We start from the raw sequence: 15,972 nt of genomic DNA on the forward strand, positions 1-15,972 counted from the left end.
AAAGCAGTACGCCGGGGCGCTTTACTTTATACGAACATTTTTTCTGGTAACGTTTCGTTACCCTAAAGCCTTATCTATTTTTTCTTTTGTGCTCCTCCAAATACCGGCCTACAATCTTCACGGCACAATAATCGCCGCACATGGAGCAGGCCTCGTCGTCAGCCTGATTTTTGCTGCGGCGGTAAGCAGTAGCCTTCACCGGGTCCAGCGCCAGGCGCAGCTGCTCAGGCCAATTTAACTCCTTGCGCGCCTTGGCCATGGCCAAGTCCCACTCCCAGGCTTTTTTATTGCCCTTAGCGAGGTCGGCGGCATGAGCGGCGATGCGGGCCGCAATGACGCCCTCGCGCACATCCTGCAAATCCGGCAGGCCCAAATGCTCGGCCGGCGTTACATAGCACAAAAAGTCCGCGCCGCTGACGGCAGCCAGAGTGCCGCCGATAGCGCTGGTAATATGGTCGTAGCCCGGCGCTACGTCCGTAACCAAAGGCCCCAAAACATAGAAAGGCGCGCCATGGCACAAACGCTTCTGCAGCTGCATATTGGCAGCAATTTGATTATAGGGCACATGGCCGGGGCCCTCCACCATCACCTGTACGCCTCGCTCCCAGGCACGCTGGGTCAGCTCGCCCAGATTCAGCAGCTCCTGAATCTGCGCTCTGTCCGTCGCGTCGGCAATGCAGCCGGGACGCAGACCGTCGCCCAGGCTGATGGTTACGTCGTATTCGGCGCAAATATCGAGAATTTCATCGTAATATTCGTATAAAGGATTTTCCTTTTCGTTATGCAGCATCCACCCGGTGATGAAGGAACCGCCGCGGCTGACCACATCCATTACGCGGCCCTCCTCCGTCAAGGCCTTGAGCACATTTTTATTGATGCCGCAGTGCAGCGTCATAAAATCCGCGCCGTCCCTGGCCTGCTGGCGGATAACGTCGAAAATATCCTCCTTCGTCATAGCTACTACCGCGCCGCGCTTCAAAATAGTTTCCACCGTCACCTGATACATGGGCACGGTGCCTACCATCACTGTGGACGCGCCAATGATAGCCTGCCGTGAAGCGCTGATATTATCGCCCGTGGACAAATCCATCACCGAATCGGCTCCGGCGCTGATGGCGGCAGCCAGCTTTTCCAGCTCCGGCGCAGGGTCGGGATAGCTGCTGGAGGTGCCGATATTGGCGTTGACCTTAACGCTCAAGCCCTGGCCCACGCCCCGCGGCGTCAAATTCTTATGATTGATGTTGTAGGGAATGGCAATCGTTCCCTTGGCTACGCCCTCGCGGACAAATTCCGCGGTTATGCCCTCCTGCTCCGCTACCAGCTGCATAGCCTCCGTAATAATTCCCTGTCTTGCCAACTGCATTTGCGTTGCCATAATCTTCCTCCTTTACTTACGGCAAATAAAAAACCGCTCTCCTGACGGAAAGCGGTATAGCTGCGAAAACGGCAGGCGCTCGCTTTCCTACGCCGGTCTTAACCGGATCAGGTTCAAAGGGTCGGACGGCCGTCCTCTCAGCAGCTGCAGCTGCGCCCCTAGCGATTCTTCTTTAATTATTTATACTTTAGCACTAAATCCTGCTTTGCGCAAGAAAAAGCTGAAAATATTCGCTTTGTAAACTTTAATACAAAAGCGGCAAGAACACTGTATACATCAGCCTGCCGGGCAAATTTTGCTTGACTACTGAAAAAGAAGTGCTATAATTCAATTTAATATTAATATCGCAACGCAATGAAAGAGAAGCAGCGTGCCGCGCTTTCAGAAAGCTGCCGGTGGATGCAAGACAGCAGCAAGGCATACCTGTTCCGCTCGGGAGCGGCGAATGATGAATCCGACGGGTTCGCCCGATACAGCGAATAAAAGTTGGCCGTAGGCAAATTGGGTGGCACCGCGAGAAGTTCTCGTCCCATGTGGGATGAGGGCTTATTTTTTTAGGCGCGCCGGGAGCCGCGGCAAATTGGGTGGCACCGCGAGACAGAGAAGCTCGTCCCAAGGAGGACGCTTCTCTTATTTTATTTTAAGGAGCAACAAAAATGCAAAGAGCTTACAATTTCAACGCCGGTCCTTCCGCCATGCCCCTGGAAGTATTGCGGGAGGCTCAGGCTGAATTTCTTAATTATGCCGGAACAGGCATGAGCATTATCGAAATGAGTCACCGCAGCGCCGAATACGCCGCGCTGCACGCGGAAACCAAGGAGCTGCTGCGCCGGCTTTTGGAAATCCCCAACGATTACGAGATTATGTTCATTCAGGGAGGCGGCAGCACGCAATTTTTAATGACCGCCGCCAATTTCCACACCAAAAAATACGCCGCCTATGTCAACACCGGCGTATGGGCGAAAAAAGCCATGGCCGAAGGCAAATTTTTCGGCGAGGTTTACGAAGCGGCCAGCAGCGCCGACAAAAACCACAGCTATATTCCCGACAGCTTCAATATTAAGGACGGCACCTCTTACGTCCACCTGACGTCCAACAACACGATTTACGGCACGGAATACCGCAGCTTTCCCAAATTCGACGTACCGGTAATCTGCGATATGTCCAGCGATATTCTTTCCCGCAAAGTTGACGTTACGGATTTTGATTTAATTTACGCCGGAGCGCAGAAGAATTTAGGACCGGCAGGCGTGGTTATCGTCATCGCCAAAAAAGCGTTTTTAGCCACGGCGCGGCAGGAGCTGCCCACCATGCTGAAATATGCCACCTTCGCCGCCAACGATTCGCTTTATAATACGCCGCCGGTTTTCGCCATTTACATGGTCAATAAAACGCTGCATTGGATTAAAAAGCAGGGCGGCGTAGACGCCATAACGCAGAATAACGCCGCTAAGGCCAAGCTTATCTACGACGTAATCGACGGCAGCAACGGCTTCTACAAAGGCCACGCTGTTAAAGAAGCACGCAGCCTGATGAATATTACCTTTAATCTGGCAACGCCGGAGCTGGAAAAGGATTTTGTCGCCCAAGGCAAGGCCGCAGGCTTCGTGGGCATCGGCGGGCACCGGCTGGTCGGCGGCTGCCGCGCTTCGGCCTACAACGCCGTACCGCTGGAGACCTGCGCCGCACTAGCGGACTTCATGAAAAAATATCAGCGCGCACACGAATAAAGGCTGCCGTTCAAAATTAAAAGCGAGCAGCACTAAAGCAGGAGGAAGATAGCAATGAAAATTTTTGTCAGCAACGATATCAGCGAAAAAGGCGTGGCTCTGCTGCGCGAACATTTTGACGTGGACGTTATGCCCAATATGAAGCCGGAAGAGCTTATCAAAGTAATTAACGATTACGACGGCCTTGTTACCCGTTCCATGACCAAGGTGACGAAAGAGGTTATCGAGGCGTCCACTCGTTTGAAGGTTATCGGCCGCGCCGGCGTAGGCGTGGATAATATCGATATCTCCGCCGCCACCGCCAAGGGCATCGTAGTGCTCAACACGCCGGAGGGCAATACCATGGCCGCCACCGAGCACACCATCGCTATGATGATGTCCATGACGCGCCACATTCCCCAGGCCCACCAATCCATTCAAGAAGGAAAATGGGACCGCAAATCCTTCGACGGCATTCAGGTGCAGGGCAAAACTCTGGGCATCATCGGCGTGGGCCGCATCGGCAGCCGCGTCGCCAAACGTATGCAGGCCATGGAGATGACCACCATCGGTTACGACCCGTATATTACGGAAGAACGCGCGCATCAGGTAGGCGTAGAGCTGGTGGACTTCGATACGCTGCTGGCAAAGTCCGATTACATTACCATCCACACGCCGCTGACGAAAGAAACGGAAAAAATGCTAAACGCCGAAGCTATCGCCAAGATGAAGGACGGCGTGCGCATCGTCAACTGCGCCCGCGGCGGCTGCATGGACCCGGACGCTATCGCCGCAGGACTCAAGTCCGGTAAAATTGCCGGCGCAGCCATCGACGTATATCCTAACGAGCCGCTGACTAAAGAAAATAATCCTTTCCTGGGCCTGTTCAACGTAGTACAGACGCCGCATCTGGGCGCTTCCACCATCGAAGCGCAAATCGGCGTGGCCGTGGACGTAGCCTACGGCGTTATCGACGCGCTGGAGGGCCGCCCCGTTATGACCGCCGTGAATATGGCTCCCATTCCCAAGAGCGTGGCCCGCGTTATCCAGCCCTATTTCAGCTTGGCCGAGCGCATGGGTACCGTGGGTATTTATCTGGCCGACGGCCCCATTAAGAGCATAGAGGTGGAATACACCGGCGTGCTTGCCGAAACGGAAACCTCCGCCCTGACCACCGCCTTCCTCAAAGGACTATTGAATCCCATTCTGCAGGAAAGCGTCAACTTCGTCAACGCGCCCGGCATCGCCAAAAAGCGCAATATTGAAGTCAAAGAGGTGAAGGCCAATAAAGCAGGCTACTTCTCCACCGCCATCAACGCCCGCATTACCACCACCAAGGGTACGCATAAAATCGAAGGCACGCTGTTCGACGGCAAAACGCCGAAGATTGTGCAAATTGATAAATATTATATCGACTTTAAGCCCGAAGGCTATCTGCTGCTGGCCCCCCACATCAATAAGCCCAATATGATTGGCCAGATGGCAACCATCTTAGGCAAAGCGGGCATCAATATCAACAGCATGCAGGTAGGCAGCACGCCCAAATCCGATACCAATATTATGGCTATCGCCGTCGGCGACGATATTCCCAACGATATCATGCTGCAGCTGCGCGGCATCGACGGCATTTTAGACGTTAAGCTCATCAACTGCGAAAGCTGATTTACATCACACAGAAAGGCGGCGGGGCCAAACGCCCTGCCGGAAGGAAAATGACGAGAATAATTTTAGTTCGCCACGGCGAAACCACCTGGAATATTGAAGGCCGCTATCAGGGTCAGGAGGATACTCCTCTCAGCGAGCGCGGGCTGCAGCAGGGACAGCTGCTGGCTGAAGGCCTGCGCCATATTCCGTTGGACGCCGCCATCTCCAGCCCCTTGCAGCGCTCCTGCCAAACCTGTCAATTCTGCGCCGGGCTCCACGGCCTGCCCGTCGCAACCGACGACCGCCTGCTGGAAATCAATCACGGCAGCTGGGAGGGCGTGCTAGCAGGCGATATCCAAAAGCAATATCCCAAGGAAATTGCCCAATGGCACACAGAACCCCATAGGGTGCAAATGCCCGGCGGCGGCGAAAGCCTGGAGGACGTGCGCCGCCGCGTGCGCGCCGCTTTCGACGATTACGCCACGCGCTACCAAAACAAAACCGTACTAGTCGCCGCCCACGACGCGGTCAACAAAGCCATCATCTGCGACCTGCTGGGACTGGGCATGGAGCACTTCTGGCAGATAAAGCAGGACAACACCTGCATCAACGTGCTGGAATATAACGACGGAATATGGCGCATCGTGCTGCTCAACTCCACCAACCATCTGGGCTTTTTATTCAGCGGCATCGAGCAGGCGGGGCTGTAAATATTTCACAAAAAGGACGCCAACCGGCGTCTTTTTTATTTTCAGACATAAAAATGCGGCGCCGCCGAAGCGACGCCGCAATCAAGACACTCGCACTTAGATTTGTCCCAAGGATTTTAAAATGGCCTGCGCGATAATCGCACTGCCGATATAAGTGCCGACGAAAACTACAATCGCCAGCACGCAGATGCGCCAGCCGGTTTTGGCAAAGGCGTCCAAATCCTTGCCAATGGAAACGCCGGCATAAGCCAAAATCGGCGTACACAGAGCCACAAAGCCCACGTTTTTAACATAAGCGTTAATGACGTCGCTGCCGGGAACGCCGGGGATGGTCAAAATGCAGCCGATGGTTACAACATAAGCGGCAGCGGGAATCCCACCGGGCAAATATTTGGACATCAGCATGCCCGCCAAAGCGATAACCGCCAGAATCAGCAGGCCGGGGATGGAATCCACGATAGTAGCCTTCGTACCCAAAACATTGGAGAACAGGCTCATAAAAGAAACGATGGCCAGAACAATAATGGTATCCTTCAATTTCATTATGCTTCCTCTCCTTTCTCAGGTGCTTCGGGAAGAACGCCGTATTTCAGCTTATAGAATTTTTTGTACAACCATTCGGTCATGGGCAGGCCAATCCATACGGACATATACAAGCCGTCCAAGCCGGAAAGCATATTGGAAGCCGCGCCGAAAGCCGCCAGCTGGTCGGCCATATCGGGATACATAGCCGCAAGGCTGCCTACGGCTGCGGTCATCATGCTGGCAGAGCCAACGCCTGCGGCCATAGCCAAAGCATAGGGATGAATGGGCAGCATGGAAGCGGCTACGCTGGCCATAATGCCGAAGAAAATTGTACCGAAAACGGTACCGGCGATATAAACGCCCATAACGCCGCGGCCTTCGCTGCCGTCGAGGCCAAATTTTTCGCCAATCAGCGCTACGTTCGGCTCGCGGGCGATGGAGTGAGCCGCGCCGATGGTTTCACGCTTCAAGCCCAGGTACACGGCCACAGGTACGCCCAAAAGCACGGTGCCCAAATTGCCAAACTCCTGCAAAACCAGCGCCGGAGAAGCGGCTAAAATTTTCGGCAGCGTGGGGCCTACTAAAGTGCCGTAACGCGCCATGAGCAGCATCAGCGTAATGCCGATGAGTCCGCTGGCGTCCACCATTTCTTTTTTGCTGGACAGATTCAAAAATTTCGGCGTGGTCAAAATACCCAGCAGCAAAGCGTACAGCATGGGCAGCAGCACAATGCGTCCGATGCCGATGGTAATTGTGTGCGTGCCGATCAATTCCGCCACGATGATCAGCGCGAGAATAATGGCATGTAATTTAATATTTTTCATTACATTCCCCTCCTTAAAATTTTTCTATAATGGCAAAACCGGAAAAGAGCCGCCGGCCGCGAAGTTGCCTGACGGCTCCCAAGCGATTTAACTAAAATAGCTTTCCATTTTTTCAATGTATTCTTCTTTTGTAAGAATGGGCTTAAAGTCCGCCAGAATTTCTTTGGCCTCTTTAGCGTCGTCAGCCAGCAAATCCACCAGCATCATAGCGAAAGCCTTGGCAGGCAGCAGCACGGCGGCGTTAAAATCAACCGCACGGAAGCCGCCGGTATGCAGAAGGCCTTCGGTGCCGCCGATAAAGGGATGGATAACCGGCATCAGGTGGGACACGTCGCCCATATCGGTGGAAGCGCTGAAATGCCCCGCGTCCTTAATATCCACACTGGGATAAGCCCTGCGGGAATTTTCCACCATCAGCTCGTTCATGCGACGGTTGCAGTTCAAGGGCAGCATACCCGGCAGCGTTTCCACAATGGTCTGCGCGCCTACGGCGTCGCCGCCGGCCTTTAAGGCCGCGTCCACGCGCTTGTGGGTGCTGTCGATGGCGTTCATGGTTTTAGCGCGCACATACAGCTCCATGCGCACGTCGTCCGGCACGGAATTTACAAAATCGCCGCCCTTGGTGATAATCGGATGGACGCGCACCACATCCTGCTCGCGGAAGGTTTCGCGCAGAGCGTTAATGCCCATCAAACCCAGCATTGCGGCGTTCAAAGCGTTGACGCCCTCGTGGGGAGCGTCGGCAGCATGAGCGGTTTTACCAACATAGCGCACCGTTTTGCCTACGAAGCCGTTGCTGCTTTCACCGATGGAAACGGTGGGACGCGGCATATTTTTGTCGGCGTGCATCTGCATCGCCATATCGATATCGTCAAAGGCTCCCTCATAAATCAGCTGACCCTTGCCGCTCAAAAAATGCAGCTTACCGGATTTCACCAGTTTTGTACGGTACTCGATTTCAATATATTCCTCGGCGGGAACGCCGAAGAAAACTACGTCGCCGGTCAGCTCGCTCAGCACACCGGACTTCATAATGCCGCAGGCCGCGCCCAGCATGGTGGCGATTTGCAAATTATGGCCGCAGGCATGAGCCGCGCCGGTCAGCGGGTCGGCCTTTTCGCTTTCAGGGCAGCCCACAGCGTCCAGCTCGCCAACAACTGCGGCGGTGGGGCCGGGCTTGCCACCCTTGGCGCGGGCCTTCACGCCGTTGATAGCCAAACCGGTTTGCGGCTCCAGCCCCAGCTCGCGCATAAACGCGGCCACCTTCGCGGCAGTTTTCGTTTCCTTAAAGCCCAGCTCCGGCTCGTCGCCGATGCTGTCGGCCACAGCTTTAATTTTATCAGCGGAAGCGTCAATAGCGGCGCACACCTTTTGTTTTAAAAGCTCCTTGTCCATAAAACAGTTCCTCCTTTGAGCCTTTGTCTTTAATCAAAAGACATCGCTTGTTGAAACTTAATATATTTACTACAATTATAGCACAGCAGATACAAATGTCAAACATTCCAAGCCTGTATACAAGATATCTCTTACAAATTCAGTAAGATTTTTATTTACCTCTATCTATTCCTGTGCTATGATATATGGATAGCATATCAATATTATGATAAAATTAGAAGAAAGGAGTCTTGAACATGTTTGCTCAGATAAGTAAAGATATTGACGCTATTATGCTGCGCGACCCTGCCGCCAAAACAAGACTGGAGGCCGCGCTCTGTTATCCGGGCCTGCATGCAATCTGGCTCCATCGCATAGCCCATCATTTCTATTTAAAGGGCTGGGTGCTTGTGCCCCGTCTTATCAACACCTTTTCCCGCTTTCTTACGGGCATTGACATTCACCCCGGCGCCAAGCTGGGCCCCGGCCTGTTTATCGACCACGGCATGGGCCTGGTCATCGGCGAAACTGCCGAGTTGGGCAGCAACGTCACGCTGTATCAGGGCGTAACCTTAGGCGGTACCGGTAAGGAAAAGGGCAAGCGTCATCCCACCATCGGCAATAATGTGGTAGTGTCCAGCGGCGCGAAGGTACTCGGTTCCTTTAAGGTCGGCGATAATTCCAAAATCGGCAGCGGCAGCGTCGTGCTCAAAGAAGTGCCGCCTAATTCGGTAGTCGTAGGCGTTCCCGGCCGCGTTGTGACTAGGGATGGCGTACGTATTACCGCGGCTTCCGACAACAGCGACGCCGAAAGCATGATCGACCTGAACCACGATAAGCTGCCGGACCCTGTAGCCGATTACGAGGATTTGCTGTCCAAGCATATGGAAGAGATTAACAGCCGCTTGAAGGAGCTGGAAAATCTAATCTACGATACCCAAAACAAACAGCAAGAGCAAAAGAGGTAAAATTATGAGCAGAGTAATGACCACCGCCGAAGCCATTCAGGAAGCACGCCGCTGCCTGAACTGCGCCCGCCCCATGTGCCGTACAGGCTGTCCCATTGAAAATAATATTCCCGGCTTCATCCGCGCTCTCAGCGAAGGCAATATCGGTATGGCCTACGAAATCATTTCCGAGCGCAGCAATCTGCCCGCCATCTGCGGCCGCGTCTGCCCCCATGAACGCCAATGCGAAGCCCATTGCGTGCTGACGAAAAAGCAATGCGGCATCGAAATCGGCAGTTTGGAAATGTTTATCGCCGATTTTTCCCACCAAAACGATTTAATGCCCACCTCCCCCTCCAGCAAGCGCCGCGGCAAGGTAGCCGTTATCGGCAGCGGCCCCGCCGGGCTGACGGTGGCAGGCGATTTGGCGAAAATGGATTTTGACGTAACCATTTTCGAAGCCCAAAGCGAGCCGGGCGGCGTGCTGCTGTTCGGCATCCCCGAATTCCGCCTGCAAAAGGACGTGGTGCGCCGCGAAATTACCGAGCTGCGCCATATCGGCGTAGAAATCAAAACCAAGCAGCTGGCAGGCGTGGACTTTACGGTGGACGACCTCTTTGCCCAAGGCTATGACGCCATCTTTATGGGAACGGGCACCTCCCTGCCCCGCACGCTGGATATTCCCGGCAAGGAGCTCAGCGGCATTTTGACCGCCACCTACTTTTTGCGTATGGTAGTGCTGTCCGACGAAGGCAAGCTGGACGCCAGCGAAACGCTGCTGCACACTGGCGATAATGTTATCGTCGTCGGCGCGGGCAATGTAGCTATGGACGCGGCCCGCACCGCAGTCCGCCGCGGCGCCAAGAACGTAACCATCGTTTACCACAAAACCGAAGCCGAAGTCAGCGCTTTCCCTTCCGAGTATGAAGCCGCTGTAGCCGAAGGCGTACAGTTCCGCTTTTTACAGCAGCCCATCGCATATTTTAATAAGAAGCAAATGCGCGCGGTCAATAACATCCGCCGTCAATCCACCCCTGCGGACGAAACGGAGCTGGCGGGACTGCTGCTGCAAAATATTGTAAAAACTGCCGACGGTAAATTTATCGCCGAAGGCGGCCAGGAGGTTATCCCCTGCGACTGCGTAATTCTGGCGGTGGGGCAGAAGCCGGCGGCCCGCATCGTGTCCACCACCAAAGGCATTCAAGTGGACGCCCGCGGCTTTGTCATCACCCGCGAGCGCCCCTACGGCATGACTACTCGCGCCGGAGTTTTCAGCAGCGGCGACGTAGTCCACGGCCCCGCTACCGTAGTGCTGGCCATGAAGGAATCAAAAAAGGTAGCCGCAGGCATCGCCCAATATATCGACGCCAAAAAGCTGCTGGAGGATTGCAATATTTAAAATCAATTTCACCGTCGCATAAAAAATCCCCTGATATCAACGTCAGGGGATTTTGCATATCTATTTTACTTACATAATCCTTGGAATATCGCGGCCTCCGTAAAAAATACGGATTATCTCCACTTTAAGTTCACTTTCATACACAATATAATAAACAATATATTTTCCGACTGGCATTTTATGCGTATTTCTGCTTTTCCACGGCTCCCAATCAACTAAAACAAAACGCGCAGGCATTTCGTCCAGCAAATATATTTCAGCTCTAATACGTTTTACCAGCTTTGCAGCTGCCATTGGCGCCTGCAGTTCAAAAGCAATGTAGGAATATATGCTTCTCAAATCCTCCAAAGCTTCAGGAGAATACACAACGCTATATTTTTCATTCATATACCAAACTCCTTGGCTAAGACAGCGTCAACTTCAGCCGCAGAATAAGCTCCTCTTTTTAACGATTCCAAACCTTTAGTTAATTCGGCATCCAGCTCCTGTCGGCTCATAGCGCCAACAGCAATAGGCCTTTTAGCAGGAAGCTTCAATTCTAAAGGCAGACCTTGGGTCAAAACAATCTGACTGTAAAACATTTGAATAGCGCTGGCAGGAGAAATACCTAATTGCTGAAGAATTTTCTCCGCATTTTCTTTTAAATCAGTATCTATTCTGGCATAAAGAGCAGTAGTGGTTGCCATAAGTCATCACTCCTTCTGTCTAAATTTTATCAAACAGTTTTATGTTTTGCAAGCTATTGCAAGCAAATACAGATATTTACTTATTATTTTCAGTATATCGCTTGTCCCCAGCGTTTGTTAAATCAATTTCATTTTTTGTTTCCATACTGCCAACCGCATAAACAAAAGCGTAAGCCCAGGCTCAGCCTAAACTTACGCTTTTGTTTTGCTATAAATTTTCTTTGGTCCAATCGTGCAGCAGTCCGGTAAATTCCTCCCACTGGCGCGGCAAGCGTTCCAGCGCGGCGTCCGCTTTGCCCCGCTCCCAACCGCTCAGCAGCGCTGCTTCGCAGCGCAGCTCAGGGTGCGCCGCCGCCAAAGCGTCCAGGCGTGCGCCATCGACGTAAGCATCGTGCAAAAATCCCAGCGTATCCTGCAAATATTTTACATTGCGCAAGAGGCGCGGCGAAACGGCCAGCTCCGGCACGGTCTGCAAAGCGTAGCGAAAACGCTTGAGCTTGATGCGGATGCAGTGCAACTGCTCCATATCGCGCAAGTCGGGATATTTTTCCGGCAGCCACAGCAGCTTATCAACCCAAACGGCAAAGCGGCGGCGCAAAAATGTTTCCAAATCCTGCCGCGCTTCCGCAGGCGCTGTGTGCAGCCACAGCAAGAAACGCGCCAACTCCAGCGTCAGCTCGTTAAGGCGCACTCCGTCCAAAGCCTTGTCCAGTTCTTCCTGGCGCAAACTCTGCAAGTGGGCCGTCAGCTGCGGCGCGGCCTCCTGCTCCCGGTTCAGCCCCAGCCGCGAACAGGCCAAAAGCAAAACGTCATACTCCCGCACTGCGGATAATCTCGCCGCCCGTTCCTTCAATAGCCGCTGCCATGTTTGCGCCGCTTCCTGCGGCAGCAAGGGTTTAAAAAACGTCAGCGACGAACGCAGGCGGCGCAGCTTAACGCGCAGTTGCCGCCACAGCGGACGCTCGCCGCCGCTGGCCAAAACCTGCGCCCACAGCTTGCTGACGCCGTACACCTGCCAAGGCAAGTGGCAGACCAAGGCCGAAGCGGCGTTATCCGCATCGTAATCGTACTGCTTATCCAAAGCGTAACAGCCGCGTAGCTGGTCCAGCCGCTGCGAAAAATCCGGCTCCTCCACAACAAAATGCAGCTTGCCGCTTAAAAGCCTGCCTAGCAGCCGCTCTGCCTCGGCGGCAGCCTCCGCCCGCCGCCTGTCGAACTCAATAATGATATCCGCCACCGCCACAGGCTTATCGCTGACCAGCAGCACGCCCCAGGCGCAGTACAAACGCACGCCCCAGTCTGCCTTGGGTTTAAAGCGGGCCCAGCGGCATTTATACATATCGTTGTCGCCGAAATATTTTTCTTTTACCTTATACTTAACGGTGTGGACGGGCAAAGCCTTCTTCACCAAACCTAAAAGCTGCGCCTGGTGCTTTACGTCCAAACCGTGCAGGCAAATTCTTCCTTTATTATTACTCATAGCGCGGCAGGCGTCGGCCGTTCACCTACCTTACCTGCGCGGGCAGCGGCTTCCCTTGCAAGCCCGCGAAAATATTTTCTACCGTCAGCAGCGCCATCGCGTCGCGGGTTTCCGCCGTAGCACTGGCCACATGGGGCGTAACCGTCACATTGGACAACGTCAGCAGCTTATGCTCGCCCGGCAAAGGCTCCGGGTCGGTAACGTCCAGCGCGGCGTAAGCCAAACGCCCGCTTTGCAGCGCGTCGTACAAAGCTTCCGTATCCACCACGCCGCCGCGGCTGATATTTATTAACCGCGCGCCCGGTTTGCATTTTGCCAAAGCCTGTGCGTCAATCATCTTTTTCGTCGACGGGTTCAGCGTCACAGCCAAAAGGATAAAATCTGCCTGCCGCAGCAAATCGTCCAGGCTAAAATATTTTACTCCCAGCTGCCCGTCGTCACCGCGCTGGCGGCGATTGTGATAAATAACCCGCATTTTGCTGGCCTGCGCCCGGCGGGCAACGGCGCTGCCAATATCGCCCATACCGATGATGCCCAAAGTTTTACCCGCCAGGTCGGTCGTCAAGCCGAAAGGTTTGCGCTGACCCCATAAGCCGCTCTTGACATGAGCGGCGGCTTTTACTAAATTACGCGCGCTGTCCAGAATTAAAGCGTAGGCCCAATCGGCCACGGCGTCCACCAGCACGCCCGGCGTATTGCCGACGACCACGCCCCGCGCCGCGCAAGCCGCCACATCGATATTATCATAGCCCACCGAAGCCTGCGCAATTACTTTTAACTTAGGCGCTTTAGCCAACAGCGCTTCGTCAATGCGCAGGTTGCCCGTCGAATAAAGGGCGTCGGCCTCGACCAAAGCGGCTTCAAACTGCTCCTGCGGCATCCGCCCGCCCTGCTGCCAGCCAATCATCCGCACTGCGTCGTTCAATTTATCATAAGCGCATTGGCGCATTTTGCCGCTGGCTACCACAGTGCATTCCTTTAAATTCATAATACCGCCTCCGTCGTAAATTTTCCTTTGCCAAGCCACCGGCCGGTTTATTTTTTCGGCAGAATCTCCAGCCAATAATTATCGGGGTCGGCAATAAAATAAATTCCCATCGCCGGATTTTCGTAACAAATGCAGCCCATCTCCTTGTGCTTGGCATGAGCCGCTTCGTAATCCTCGACAACAAAGGCCAGATGAAATTCGTTCTCGCCCAGATTATAAGGCTCCTTGCGGTCGCGCAGCCAGGTCAGCTCCAGCTGATGGGGCGTTTCCCCGTCCGCCAGGTAAACCAAAATAAAGCTGCCGTCGCTCGCCACCTTGCGGCGCGCCTCCTTCAGCCCCAAAGCCTCCTCATAAAATTTCAGGCTTTTTTCCAAATCCAGTACGTTAAAATTATTGTGCGCAAAAGTAAATTTCATAATTCTCACCTCGTATGTTAATTGCGGTCTGCGCCGCTTAAAAAAATACCTGCTTAACCAACAGCGCCGCCAGCGCGATACCCGCGGCCAGCTTACCGATCAACGCAAAGAAACGCATTTTGGCCGCCTCCCACGCCAAGTGCAGTGCGTCGCCGCGGATACCGGTACGCGCCAATTCGTACATAAACGCCATAGCCGCCGCACCCATCATACCGCCGATAATCGAGCCCAAAACCGGCAGCAGCGCCGTGCCCAGCACCGTACCGATAAAGCCGCCCGCGCCGATAATAAACACCGCCAGCCAGGACACCTTTTGTTTTTTTATGCCAAAGAGCGACACGCAAAACTCCCAGGCCTCGCCCAAAGCGTAAATCAAAATCATAGCCGAAAGCAGCCGTCCGCTGAAATAAATATTCTCATAAAAAAAGGCAAAGCCTAAACCCGTCAATAGCAGAAGCGTATTGCCGGGCAAATCAAAAATCGTCAGCAAAGGTCCCAGCACCGCGACAAAAGCGGCCAAAGCTCTTTCAACAACGAAGTCCATAGTTGCCTCCAAAGAATTTATTTTATTCATTATACCACATCGCAAAATTTTCTAGAGCAATTATCTGTCACAAGAATTTGAAATAAATGCAAAATCGTTGTCTGTAACCTGTTTAAATGTTAAAATGAAAGAACAAGATTACTAGGAAACGAGGTATGCCCCTGTGAACGAAATACTGTCCACGCTCCAGCCCTGGTACCCGTCTATCAGCGCTTTTTGCTTTTTCACGCTGCTGCGTTATATTTACAAACATTTTTTATTGAGGCTGCTGCACCGCATCAACAACATCATCTCTTTTAAAAACGGCGAAGACCTGATTAACGCCTTCGAGCATCCCATTAACGTGGTGTTGTTCGTCATCGCCTTTTATTCCGCCATCAATTTAGCTCCCATCGCTTCGCTGAATAATTTACAAATCGTCGACCGCATTTTGCGCAGCACCATCGTACTCAGCTTTTTCTGGGGCTGCTATAATGTCAGCGACACCACCCACGGCATCATGCTGGACGTGCTGGAAAAGGCCGGCATCCGCTCCGAGGAATCCTTGTCCAATATTTTTTCCACCATTCTGCGGCTCATCATCGTTGTTTTGTGCTTCGTCACCGTAGCGCGGGAATGGAATTACGATATCAGCGGCTTTATCGCTTCTTTAAGTATCGGCTCCGTAGCCGTGGCTTTCGCCGCCAAGGACGCGCTGGCCAACGTATTCGGCAGCCTGATTATCGTATTGGACAAGCCTTTTAAAAACGGCGACTGGATTATGGCCAACGGCATCGAAGGCGTCGTGGAAAAAGTTTCTTTCCGCAGCACCTGTATCCGCACCTTCCCGCAGGAACTCGTCTACATTCCCAACTCCCTGCTCAGCAATACGCCCATCACAAATTTCACCTTGCGCGAAAAACGCCGCGTCGATTTTACTTTAGGCTTGACCTACGGCACTACGGCGGAGCAAATGGAAAACGTCATCGCCAAAATAAAAAATTATTTGCAAAGCAATCCTAAAATTTACGGCGACAATGTGCGCGCGCACTTCGTCGCCTATAACGAAAGCAGTCTGGACCTGCGCGTCACCTGCTACGCTCGCACCGGCGACCACGGCGAATATCTGGATATCTTACAAGAAATCAACCTGCAAATTATGAAGCTGATGGAAGAAACGGGCGTAAGCTGCGCATTCCCCAGCCGCAGCGTTTATCTGGAAACGCCGCCTGCGGAAGAGCCGAAGCAGCAAAAGCAGCCTGCAGCCAAGGAGGCCTGAAAATTGATAGAACAATTCCAAGCGATTATCATCGGCGGCGGGCCTGCCGGAGTATCGGCGGCGCTTTATTTGTGCCGCGCCAATATCCGCGCC

16 protein-coding genes and 1 riboswitch are annotated in these 15,972 nt (G+C 53.4%); of the genes, 6 read left to right on the forward strand and 10 right to left on the reverse strand.

The genetic code is table 11. The annotated features are described in order from the left end of the window. Positions 1 to 70: 70 nt before the first annotated feature. Positions 71 to 1,375, reverse strand: coding sequence for a phosphomethylpyrimidine synthase ThiC (gene thiC / locus QZ105_RS02175; protein ID WP_293728213.1), 1,305 nt, complete (start codon positions 1,373 to 1,375; stop codon positions 71 to 73). Positions 1,376 to 1,442: 67 nt separating this feature from the next. Further along, positions 1,443 to 1,545, reverse strand: a riboswitch (TPP riboswitch). A 486-nt stretch (positions 1,546 to 2,031) separates the two neighbouring features. On the opposite strand from thiC, the gene serC reads away from it, so the two are divergent. From serC to QZ105_RS02190, 3 genes are read left to right on the forward strand one after another with little or no spacing between them, the layout of a single operon-like run. Beyond that, positions 2,032 to 3,105, forward strand: coding sequence for a 3-phosphoserine/phosphohydroxythreonine transaminase (serC, locus tag QZ105_RS02180; protein ID WP_293728214.1), 1,074 nt, complete (start codon positions 2,032 to 2,034; stop codon positions 3,103 to 3,105). Between the two features lie 54 nt (positions 3,106 to 3,159). Further along, on the forward strand, positions 3,160 to 4,746 hold the full coding sequence (gene serA / locus QZ105_RS02185; protein WP_293728215.1) for a phosphoglycerate dehydrogenase: 1,587 nt from the start codon (positions 3,160 to 3,162) through the stop codon (positions 4,744 to 4,746). 50 nt (positions 4,747 to 4,796) lie between these two features. Beyond that, the gene (locus tag QZ105_RS02190) at positions 4,797 to 5,438 is read left to right on the forward strand and encodes a histidine phosphatase family protein (RefSeq protein WP_293728216.1); all 642 of its coding nucleotides are present in this window, start codon (positions 4,797 to 4,799) and stop codon (positions 5,436 to 5,438) included. A 96-nt stretch (positions 5,439 to 5,534) separates the two neighbouring features. Here the strand turns inward: QZ105_RS02190 and QZ105_RS02195 are convergent, their stop codons facing one another. The 3 genes from QZ105_RS02195 to QZ105_RS02205 form a co-directional block, all read right to left on the reverse strand. Further along, complete coding sequence (locus tag QZ105_RS02195) at positions 5,535 to 5,981, reverse strand: DUF340 domain-containing protein (protein WP_293728217.1); 447 nt, start codon at positions 5,979 to 5,981, stop codon at positions 5,535 to 5,537. Further along, the gene (locus tag QZ105_RS02200) at positions 5,981 to 6,787 is read right to left on the reverse strand and encodes a DUF3100 domain-containing protein (protein ID WP_293728218.1); all 807 of its coding nucleotides are present in this window, start codon (positions 6,785 to 6,787) and stop codon (positions 5,981 to 5,983) included. The genes QZ105_RS02195 and QZ105_RS02200 overlap by 1 nt, the downstream gene beginning before the upstream one ends. Before the next feature lie 87 nt (positions 6,788 to 6,874). Next, positions 6,875 to 8,182 carry an amidohydrolase gene (locus tag QZ105_RS02205; RefSeq protein ID WP_293728219.1) on the reverse strand — a complete coding sequence of 436 codons (1,308 nt, stop codon included), beginning with the start codon at positions 8,180 to 8,182 and terminating at the stop codon, positions 6,875 to 6,877. Between the two features lie 236 nt (positions 8,183 to 8,418). Here QZ105_RS02205 and cysE point away from each other — a divergent pair, with 236 nt between their 5' ends. Together cysE and QZ105_RS02215 are read left to right on the forward strand one after the other, a co-directional pair. After that, positions 8,419 to 9,129, forward strand: a complete 711-nt coding sequence (gene cysE, locus QZ105_RS02210) for a serine O-acetyltransferase (RefSeq protein ID WP_293728220.1) — start codon at positions 8,419 to 8,421, stop codon at positions 9,127 to 9,129. Between the two features lie 4 nt (positions 9,130 to 9,133). Then, positions 9,134 to 10,507 carry an NAD(P)-dependent oxidoreductase gene (locus QZ105_RS02215; protein ID WP_293728221.1) on the forward strand — a complete coding sequence of 458 codons (1,374 nt, stop codon included), beginning with the start codon at positions 9,134 to 9,136 and terminating at the stop codon, positions 10,505 to 10,507. A gap of 69 nt (positions 10,508 to 10,576) precedes the next feature. Here QZ105_RS02215 and QZ105_RS02220 read toward each other — a convergent pair whose 3' ends face one another. The 6 genes from QZ105_RS02220 to QZ105_RS02245 form a co-directional block, all read right to left on the reverse strand. Continuing rightward, entirely contained in the window at positions 10,577 to 10,894 is a 318-nt protein-coding gene (locus QZ105_RS02220; RefSeq protein WP_293728222.1) for a type II toxin-antitoxin system RelE/ParE family toxin, read from the reverse strand. After that, entirely contained in the window at positions 10,891 to 11,193 is a 303-nt protein-coding gene (locus tag QZ105_RS02225) for a type II toxin-antitoxin system RelB/DinJ family antitoxin (RefSeq protein ID WP_293728223.1), read from the reverse strand. The genes QZ105_RS02220 and QZ105_RS02225 overlap by 4 nt, the downstream gene beginning before the upstream one ends. 208 nt (positions 11,194 to 11,401) lie before the next feature. Continuing rightward, positions 11,402 to 12,673, reverse strand: a complete 1,272-nt coding sequence (locus QZ105_RS02230) for a CHAD domain-containing protein (RefSeq protein ID WP_293728224.1) — start codon at positions 12,671 to 12,673, stop codon at positions 11,402 to 11,404. 25 nt (positions 12,674 to 12,698) lie between these two features. Further along, on the reverse strand, positions 12,699 to 13,661 hold the full coding sequence (locus QZ105_RS02235) for a D-glycerate dehydrogenase (RefSeq protein WP_293728225.1): 963 nt from the start codon (positions 13,659 to 13,661) through the stop codon (positions 12,699 to 12,701). A gap of 47 nt (positions 13,662 to 13,708) precedes the next feature. After that, the gene (locus tag QZ105_RS02240) at positions 13,709 to 14,077 is read right to left on the reverse strand and encodes a VOC family protein (RefSeq protein ID WP_293728226.1); all 369 of its coding nucleotides are present in this window, start codon (positions 14,075 to 14,077) and stop codon (positions 13,709 to 13,711) included. Between the two features lie 37 nt (positions 14,078 to 14,114). Beyond that, the gene (locus tag QZ105_RS02245) at positions 14,115 to 14,621 is read right to left on the reverse strand and encodes a DUF456 family protein (protein WP_293728227.1); all 507 of its coding nucleotides are present in this window, start codon (positions 14,619 to 14,621) and stop codon (positions 14,115 to 14,117) included. Positions 14,622 to 14,784: 163 nt separating this feature from the next. Here QZ105_RS02245 and QZ105_RS02250 point away from each other — a divergent pair, with 163 nt between their 5' ends. Continuing rightward, a complete protein-coding gene (locus QZ105_RS02250; protein WP_293728228.1) occupies positions 14,785 to 15,879 on the forward strand; it encodes a mechanosensitive ion channel family protein in 1,095 nt (364 codons plus the stop codon). The last annotated feature ends 93 nt before the right edge of the window (positions 15,880 to 15,972 follow it).

The organism is uncultured Phascolarctobacterium sp., from assembly GCF_905212365.1.
GTDB lineage: Bacteria > Bacillota > Negativicutes > Acidaminococcales > Acidaminococcaceae > Phascolarctobacterium_A.

What these genes read in the sequence shown, in the direction of transcription:
- thiC (WP_293728213.1), bottom strand. Translation starts at nt 1,375, where the DNA reads ATGGCAACGCAAATGCAGTTGGCAAGACAGGGAATTATTACGGAGGCT.
- serC (WP_293728214.1), top strand. Translation starts at nt 2,032, where the DNA reads ATGCAAAGAGCTTACAATTTCAACGCCGGTCCTTCCGCCATGCCCCTG.
- serA (WP_293728215.1), top strand. Translation starts at nt 3,160, where the DNA reads ATGAAAATTTTTGTCAGCAACGATATCAGCGAAAAAGGCGTGGCTCTG.
- QZ105_RS02190 (WP_293728216.1), top strand. Translation starts at nt 4,797, where the DNA reads ATGACGAGAATAATTTTAGTTCGCCACGGCGAAACCACCTGGAATATT.
- QZ105_RS02195 (WP_293728217.1), bottom strand. Translation starts at nt 5,981, where the DNA reads ATGAAATTGAAGGATACCATTATTGTTCTGGCCATCGTTTCTTTTATG.
- QZ105_RS02200 (WP_293728218.1), bottom strand. Translation starts at nt 6,787, where the DNA reads ATGAAAAATATTAAATTACATGCCATTATTCTCGCGCTGATCATCGTG.
- QZ105_RS02205 (WP_293728219.1), bottom strand. Translation starts at nt 8,182, where the DNA reads ATGGACAAGGAGCTTTTAAAACAAAAGGTGTGCGCCGCTATTGACGCT.
- cysE (WP_293728220.1), top strand. Translation starts at nt 8,419, where the DNA reads ATGTTTGCTCAGATAAGTAAAGATATTGACGCTATTATGCTGCGCGAC.
- QZ105_RS02215 (WP_293728221.1), top strand. Translation starts at nt 9,134, where the DNA reads ATGAGCAGAGTAATGACCACCGCCGAAGCCATTCAGGAAGCACGCCGC.
- QZ105_RS02220 (WP_293728222.1), bottom strand. Translation starts at nt 10,894, where the DNA reads ATGAATGAAAAATATAGCGTTGTGTATTCTCCTGAAGCTTTGGAGGAT.
- QZ105_RS02225 (WP_293728223.1), bottom strand. Translation starts at nt 11,193, where the DNA reads ATGGCAACCACTACTGCTCTTTATGCCAGAATAGATACTGATTTAAAA.
- QZ105_RS02230 (WP_293728224.1), bottom strand. Translation starts at nt 12,673, where the DNA reads ATGAGTAATAATAAAGGAAGAATTTGCCTGCACGGTTTGGACGTAAAG.
- QZ105_RS02235 (WP_293728225.1), bottom strand. Translation starts at nt 13,661, where the DNA reads ATGAATTTAAAGGAATGCACTGTGGTAGCCAGCGGCAAAATGCGCCAA.
- QZ105_RS02240 (WP_293728226.1), bottom strand. Translation starts at nt 14,077, where the DNA reads ATGAAATTTACTTTTGCGCACAATAATTTTAACGTACTGGATTTGGAA.
- QZ105_RS02245 (WP_293728227.1), bottom strand. Translation starts at nt 14,621, where the DNA reads ATGGACTTCGTTGTTGAAAGAGCTTTGGCCGCTTTTGTCGCGGTGCTG.